This is a genomic window from Microcystis sp. M53598_WE2, assembly GCF_030067735.1.
In the GTDB taxonomy this organism is placed as follows: domain Bacteria; phylum Cyanobacteriota; class Cyanobacteriia; order Cyanobacteriales; family Microcystaceae; genus Microcystis; species Microcystis aeruginosa.
This window is the reverse complement of the sequence record NZ_JASJFE010000225.1, coordinates 1-6554: the sequence shown is the minus strand read 5'-3', so window position 1 is coordinate 6554 and position 6554 is coordinate 1. Positions and strand designations below refer to the sequence as shown.

Sequence of the window (6554 nt, the reverse complement as noted above, 5' to 3'; positions counted from 1 at the left end):
CGAAAAACCTTCACTGTAGAAACTACTATTGAGAACATTTTCAATAATTGGTTTTTTCTAAGAAAAAAAATTACAATTCTTCACTTGGATAAAAATCAATCATTGTCGCTATAGTCCTTACTGGTAAAGGATTGTAGGCTGTTAAGAAGTGCGGAAAGTGGGACTTAAGGTACATTTCAATCAATCCGATTATTAGGGATGAGTGACGGGCAATTGTTCGCTTCATTGCCGCGAGGCCAATTCCCCACCCCCCTAGGTATCCGGGTGGGGACTGACGCGGAATCGTTCACCCTAATTTCGGTAAACCCATACTATAGTTCTGCACTCTGGCATTGAGATTATAGCTAATTTCGCCTTTTTGCAGGAGAGAACGGATAAAATGTTCTAGATCTGAACCGATGCGACGGAGATTATATTCGCTCAGTTCTTCCCCATTGTAGGACTCTACCAATTCATCAAACTTACTATAAACCTTATTGAGAGCCACTTCTTCCCAATTAAATTCATTATCGGGATCCACATCAAGAGTCAAGACATTGTTACTCTCGATTAATTGATTATTTTTTACTTCAGCCGTATAAATGCGAATATGACGGGTCGTGGATTTTAACAGCATGGAATCTTCAGGGTAAGTTAGACGCTATGTCTAAGATTTTGCCATGATTTGCGGAATTGGGGAATTGGGAATTGGGAAGTGGGGAAGTGGGGTGTGGGGTGTGGGAATTATGGATTATGAAGTGGGGTAGATAGGGAAGTGGGGAAGTGGGGAGGTGGGGAAGCTGTCTCATCACCCTATCACCCCAAAACCCTATCACCCTATCTCCTGCCTCCCGAACAATGTTTACGGATCGACCAGAAACGTGATACTATGATAGATTGCAGTGTTTAAGCAGAGATCACGAGTCCTATGGCCTTAACCCAGACCAAAAAACAAGAACTAATCAGCCAATATCAGGCCCACGAAACCGATACAGGATCATCGGAGTTACAGGTAGCTTTCTTAACCGAGAGAATCAACCAACTGACCGAACACCTGAAAGCTAACCCGAAAGACCATGCTTCCCGTCGGGGATTACTCCAGATGATCGGTCGTCGTCGGGGACTGTTAACCTATATCCAGAAGAAAGATCAACAACGTTATCAAACCCTGATTGGTCGTCTCGGAATTCGCCGTTAAGCATACCCCCTTTGCATCCCTACCATGGCCTCTGAATCGAAATCGACGGAGAAAAAAGAACGTCTCCCCTTTGAGCCGCGCCAAAATAAGCGAAAAACCCCGAAAATTGCCCCTAGTCCCGTGCCACCGCCCCTAAAAAATCGCTCCGAGGAAACCAGCTTAAAGGCGATTCCGCAAGTGGTCAGTCAACGGATGGCCAAACGGATGGCGGTATTTTGTGGCCTGCCGACGGCACTGGGGATAGCTTCCTTTTTTGGCTTCTACTGGATTATTAGCCACGATCTTCTCGAAATCCCTTCCTACGTCGCCATGCTCGTCAGTTTAAGCCTATTTGGTCTAGGTTTCATCGGTCTGAGTTATGGCATCTTCTCCGCTTCTTGGGATGAGGATCGGGTGGGGGATTGGCTAGGATGGCAAGAATTTCAAGCTAATTTTGGCAGAACGATCGCCGCCTGGCGGTCCGGCAAAAAAGAAGTGGAAGAAAAATAGATAACCTCTAGAAATCGTCAACAATAGAGATTAAAGAAAAAAATAAAAGGTTAATGCCATGATTATTGTCATGAAAGTTGGTTCCCCGGAAATTGAAATCGAGCGCGTCAGTGCCGAATTCGAGGCATGGGGATTAAGTCCCGAAAAAATCGTCGGTAAGCATAAAGTTGTCATCGGTTTAGTCGGAGAAACCAGGGAATTAGACCCCCTACAAATCCAAGAATTAAGCCCTTGGATCGAAACCGTCCTGCGAGTCGAACAACCCTTCAAACGCGCCTCTTTAGAATACCGTCACGGCGAATACAGCGAGGTTTTAGTCCCCACTCCTAAGGGTGTTATCCCCATCGGCAGAAATCATACCGTTAGCATTGTCGCCGGCCCCTGTTCGGTGGAAAATGAAGCGATGATCGTGGAAACTGCCAAACGAGTGGCGGCAGCCGGAGCGCAATTCCTCCGCGGTGGTGCCTACAAACCCCGCACTTCTCCCTATGCTTTCCAAGGTCACGGGGAAAGCGCTTTGGAATTACTAGCGGCGGCTAGAGATGCCAGTGGTTTGGGTATTATCACGGAAGTAATGGACGCGGCGGATCTCGATAAGATTGTCGAAATAGCCGACGTGGTGCAAGTGGGGGCGCGCAATATGCAGAATTTTTCCCTCCTGAAAAAAGTTGGGGCGCAACCGAAACCAGTCCTACTCAAGCGCGGCATGGCGGCCACTATTGAAGATTGGTTGATGGCGGCAGAATATATCCTCGCAGCAGGAAATAGCAATGTCATTCTCTGCGAACGCGGTATCCGCACCTTTGACAGTAAATATACTCGCAATACCCTAGATTTATCCTGTATTCCCGTTTTAAGAACTTTAACTCACCTGCCGATCATGATCGATCCTAGCCACGGTACGGGTAAATGGGAATATGTCCCGACCATGGCCATGGCTTCCCTGGCAGCCGGGGCCGATTCCTTGATGATCGAGGTACATCCTAACCCGGCGAAAGCCCTATCTGATGGGCCGCAATCCTTGACCCCCGACCGATTCGATCGATTAACTCAGGAGTTAGCGGTCATTGGTAAGACGATCGGGCGTTGGCCCCAGGTTCCGGCACTGGTTTGATAAGATGATCAGGGGGTGAGTCAACCCCCTTTTTTGGGCATAAATTTCGCTTTTCGGGGCAGTTATGGTGACAGTTCCTCTGGAGTTAAATACTAGCGAAATCCGGGCAGAAAGACGGGTTACTTTTTATCATCTCAGTTGGTTATCCTATCAGCAAATTTTACAGGCACTAGGGGAAAATAATCGCGCCCATTTATTTTATGATCGTGGCACTTTAGAGATTACTATGCCCCTAGAAGAACACGAGTTTTATCGAGAATTAATCGGATTATTTATTCGGATTTTGGTGGTAGAATTGGGTTTAAAAATTAAAAGTATGGGTTCCACAACTCTAGCTAGGGAAGATTTAGAACGAGGAGCAGAACCCGATAATGCCTACTATATTCAAAATCAAGCTAAAGTGCTAGGAAAAAGGATTAATTTAACTGAAGATCCGCCCCCAGATTTAGTGGTGGAAGTGGATATCACCCATACGGATATTAATAAATTAGCACTTTATGCCCGTTTGGGAGTGCCGGAATTATGGCGTTTTAATGGACAAATCTGGCGCATTTATCGGTTAGAAAAGGGGGTTTATCAGGAAGGAGAATTTAGTCCGACTTTTCCCCTAGTTCCGAAAACTAAACTCTATGAATTTTTAGCCACTGCTAAAGAGGATGAAGTGAGGGCAGAAAAGAATTTAAGAGCATGGCTTGTTAGTCAACTAGCTAAAAATAATTAACTAGGGCAGTTGAGGTAATTATGGTGACATTTTATCTAGAGTTAAATACTAACGTTTCTTGTCAGGCTGATAATTTCTTTTCCCAATTTAATATTGTTTTATTCGTGTATCCAAATGTTCGGACTGTTGCATTTAATCCCATGCCTTCCATCCTAGCTTTCAATACTTTGACAATTTTCGAGGGATTTCGCTAGAATACAGAAAGCGGTAAAGCGCGTAAGGGATCACGGAAACCTCCCGCTCCTTTGTACCTCGGAACAAATATCGCCCTTGAAAATGTAATGGTGACGGGTCAAGCAGGATAGAAGCTTAACGGCTAAGGTCAATTCTGCCCACAAATAAAATTCAGATCCGTCCGCCGCCGGGCAGTCGGTAGACGTTAAACTAAAACGCTTGTGGATTCGGTCTGACGGGGGCATAGTCTTCCGATTGTGTCTAGTTAAGAGGAGTAGAAGCAAGAATCTCCAGTCACAGCGTAGCTTGACGGCGAGAGTGTCAATAACTGTTGACTGTTGAATGGGACATAACTGTGGATATTCGCTTAATCGTTGTCGATGTGGATGGAACGATCGCCGGTGATAACAATCAGGTTAATCCAGCTGTGGTGCAAGCTGTCTCGGCCGTCCAAAAAAAGGGAATTCCCGTCGCTATTGGCACTGGTAGGATGTACCGCTCGGCTTTACGTTTTCATAAACGCCTTAAATCCACTTTACCTTTAATTGCTTACAATGGCGCTTGGATTCAAGATCCTGTTTCCCAAGTTCACCATCGACATACTCCCATTTCCCCCGACTTGGCGATCGATCTTTTAGATTATCTCGAACAACCCCAATGGAAAGAGAAAATCTCCCTTAATTTTTATATGGACGATGTGCTTTATGTGCGGCAATTAAACGCGGAAACGGAATTCTATCGGCAGCGATCGGGTATTATTGCCCAAGCAGTGGGAGATTTACGCAAAGTTGCCCACAAAACCACTAAAATCCTGGCCATGGGGGAAGATAAGCAATTTATCGCCGAGATTTGGCATCATTTACAGCAACGCTATCAAAATCAAGATTTATACTTTACCCAATCGAGTCCGACTTTTTTTGAAGTTACCCACGTTGAGGCCACTAAGGGAAGCGCCACCCAATTTTTGGCCGAAGATATCCTAGGATTACAACCGCAAAACGTTATGGCGATCGGTGATAATTTTAATGATGTTTCTATGCTCACCTATGCGGGTGTCGGTGTTGCCATGGGTAATGCTCCCCAAGCTGTTAAGGATCAAGCCGATTGGGTTGCCCCTAGTGTAGACTTAAATGGGGTGGCCGCAGCCCTGGCAAAGTTTGTTTTGATTTGAGGAATTGGGGAATTGGGGAATTGGGAGATGGGGAATTGGGGAGATGGGGAATTGGGGGAATTCAACTAAAACCCTACAACCCTAAGACCCTAAAACCCCAACACCCTAACACCCTAACACCCTTTTCATCGAGAAAATTATGACTATTAATACGCAAACTGTTACGATTCCTAACAAAGATATTGACATAGATGCCTATTTAGCCATTCCCGATCGGGTGGGAATTTATCCGGCAATTATCGTGATTCAGGAAATATTCGGCGTAAACGACCATATTCGCGATGTCACCCGCAGAATTGCCCAAGAAGGCTATATAGCGATCGCTCCTGCCATTTATCAGCGATTCGCTCCGGGTTTTGAAACGGGGTACAGTATAGAAGATATCGAAATCGGTCGTCAGTACAAAGAACAAACCAAAGCAGCCGAATTAATCAGCGATATCCAAGCCACCATCGATTATCTTTATAGTTTGCCACAGGTGCAAAAAACCGGTGTCGGCACGATCGGTTTTTGTTTTGGTGGTCATGTGGTTTATCTTGTCTCCACTCTAGAGGATATCAAAGTTAGTGCCTCTTTTTACGGTGCGGGAATCACCACGGGAACCCCTGGGGGTGGCCAAGGGACAGTGAAGGTGACTCCCCAAATCAAGGGGACAATCTACGCATTTTTCGGGATGTTAGATGCGAGTATTCCTCAAAAGCAAGTGGATGAGATAGAAAACGCATTAATCCGTTATCAAATTCCTCATCGAGTTTTCCGCTATGAAAATGCCGACCATGGCTTTTTCTGCGACCAAAGGGCTAGTTATAATGCTAATGCGGCCAAATCTGCTTGGGATCATGTGCTAGAGTTATTTAGCCTTCTTAAATCTTAATGGTCTGACCCCTCAAGCTTCAGCTTACACTGGAAGCAGATCGAAATTATACTTGTAACCATTCTATTTATCATGACACCGAACCCTGCCTTTTCCATGGACGATTTTGCCAAAGCTCTTGATCAATACGATTATCAATTTGAAAAAGGGCAGATCGTGCGCGGGAGAGTCGATCAACACACCTCCGATGGAGCATTCATCGATATTGGCGGCAAATCCTCCGCTTTTATTTCTTTAAGGGAAATTTCCCTGGAAAATGTTACTTCCATTGCCGAAGCTTTACCCATAGATGCAGAATTCGATTTTCTGATTACCCGTGGACAGGACGCGGAAGGACAAGTTACCCTGTCTCTGCGGCAATTATTACTACAAAAAGCTTGGGAAAATGTCAGGGAAATCTCTGAAAGTGGCAAGTCGGTGCAGCTGCGCGTCACGGGGGTGAATAAGGGGGGAGTGACGGGGGAAGTGGAGGGATTAAAAGGATTTATCCCTCGCTCCCATTTAATCGAAAAAAATGATTTAGATTCCCTCATCGGACAACTTTTAACCGCAACTTTTATTCAAATCGATCAAGAAAATAATAAATTAGTTTTATCTCAGCGAGAAATTGCTCGCGCTAACGCTATCAGTCAATTAGCTGTGGGTAAATTATTAAGTGGCACCGTGGTTAAATTACAACCCTACGGTGTCTTTGTCGATTGCGGTGGAGTGACGGGATTACTCCATGCTAAACAGGTGACAGGAGCCTCTTTTAATTCTCCCATGACTTTCTTTAAAGTTGGTCAAGCAATTAAAGTGGTAGTCGCAGAAATTGACGAATATAAAAATCGCATT

The 6554-nt window shown here is 45.1% G+C and carries 8 protein-coding genes; 7 read left to right on the top strand and 1 reads right to left on the bottom strand.

Annotated features, from left to right (window positions below):
• Positions 1-286: 286 nt before the first annotated feature.
• On the bottom strand, positions 287-616 hold the full coding sequence (locus PX636_RS04725) for an NAD(P)H-quinone oxidoreductase subunit M (protein ID WP_002738864.1): 330 nt from the start codon (positions 614-616) through the stop codon (positions 287-289).
• Positions 617-907: 291 nt separating this feature from the next.
• Here PX636_RS04725 and rpsO point away from each other — a divergent pair, with 291 nt between their 5' ends.
• The 7 genes from rpsO to PX636_RS04690 all read left to right on the top strand — a co-directional run.
• The gene (gene rpsO, locus PX636_RS04720) at positions 908-1177 is read left to right on the top strand and encodes a 30S ribosomal protein S15 (RefSeq protein WP_002738807.1); all 270 of its coding nucleotides are present in this window, start codon (positions 908-910) and stop codon (positions 1175-1177) included.
• Positions 1178-1201: 24 nt separating this feature from the next.
• Positions 1202-1666 (top strand): PAM68 family protein, encoded by a 465-nt coding sequence (locus PX636_RS04715; protein ID WP_002763019.1) that lies wholly within the window; start codon positions 1202-1204, stop codon positions 1664-1666.
• 58 nt (positions 1667-1724) lie between these two features.
• Positions 1725-2780 (top strand): 3-deoxy-7-phosphoheptulonate synthase, encoded by a 1056-nt coding sequence (aroF, locus tag PX636_RS04710; protein WP_288031265.1) that lies wholly within the window; start codon positions 1725-1727, stop codon positions 2778-2780.
• A gap of 64 nt (positions 2781-2844) precedes the next feature.
• Entirely contained in the window at positions 2845-3501 is a 657-nt protein-coding gene (locus tag PX636_RS04705; RefSeq protein WP_012264234.1) for a Uma2 family endonuclease, read from the top strand.
• A gap of 529 nt (positions 3502-4030) precedes the next feature.
• On the top strand, positions 4031-4846 hold the full coding sequence (locus PX636_RS04700) for a Cof-type HAD-IIB family hydrolase (protein ID WP_125732880.1): 816 nt from the start codon (positions 4031-4033) through the stop codon (positions 4844-4846).
• 139 nt (positions 4847-4985) lie between these two features.
• Positions 4986-5720 carry a dienelactone hydrolase family protein gene (locus PX636_RS04695; RefSeq protein ID WP_004163077.1) on the top strand — a complete coding sequence of 245 codons (735 nt, stop codon included), beginning with the start codon at positions 4986-4988 and terminating at the stop codon, positions 5718-5720.
• A 96-nt stretch (positions 5721-5816) separates the two neighbouring features.
• Positions 5817-6554, top strand: a 738-nt coding sequence (locus tag PX636_RS04690; RefSeq protein WP_288116355.1) for a S1 RNA-binding domain-containing protein, incomplete at its 3' end; no start/stop codon positions are given.

Coding starts and splice junctions, on each gene's coding strand:
- PX636_RS04715 (WP_002763019.1), top strand. CDS start 1,202: ATGGCCTCTGAATCGAAATCGACGGAGAAAAAAGAACGTCTCCCCTTT.
- PX636_RS04705 (WP_012264234.1), top strand. CDS start 2,845: ATGGTGACAGTTCCTCTGGAGTTAAATACTAGCGAAATCCGGGCAGAA.
- aroF (WP_288031265.1), top strand. CDS start 1,725: ATGATTATTGTCATGAAAGTTGGTTCCCCGGAAATTGAAATCGAGCGC.
- PX636_RS04695 (WP_004163077.1), top strand. CDS start 4,986: ATGACTATTAATACGCAAACTGTTACGATTCCTAACAAAGATATTGAC.
- PX636_RS04725 (WP_002738864.1), bottom strand. CDS start 616: ATGCTGTTAAAATCCACGACCCGTCATATTCGCATTTATACGGCTGAA.
- rpsO (WP_002738807.1), top strand. CDS start 908: ATGGCCTTAACCCAGACCAAAAAACAAGAACTAATCAGCCAATATCAG.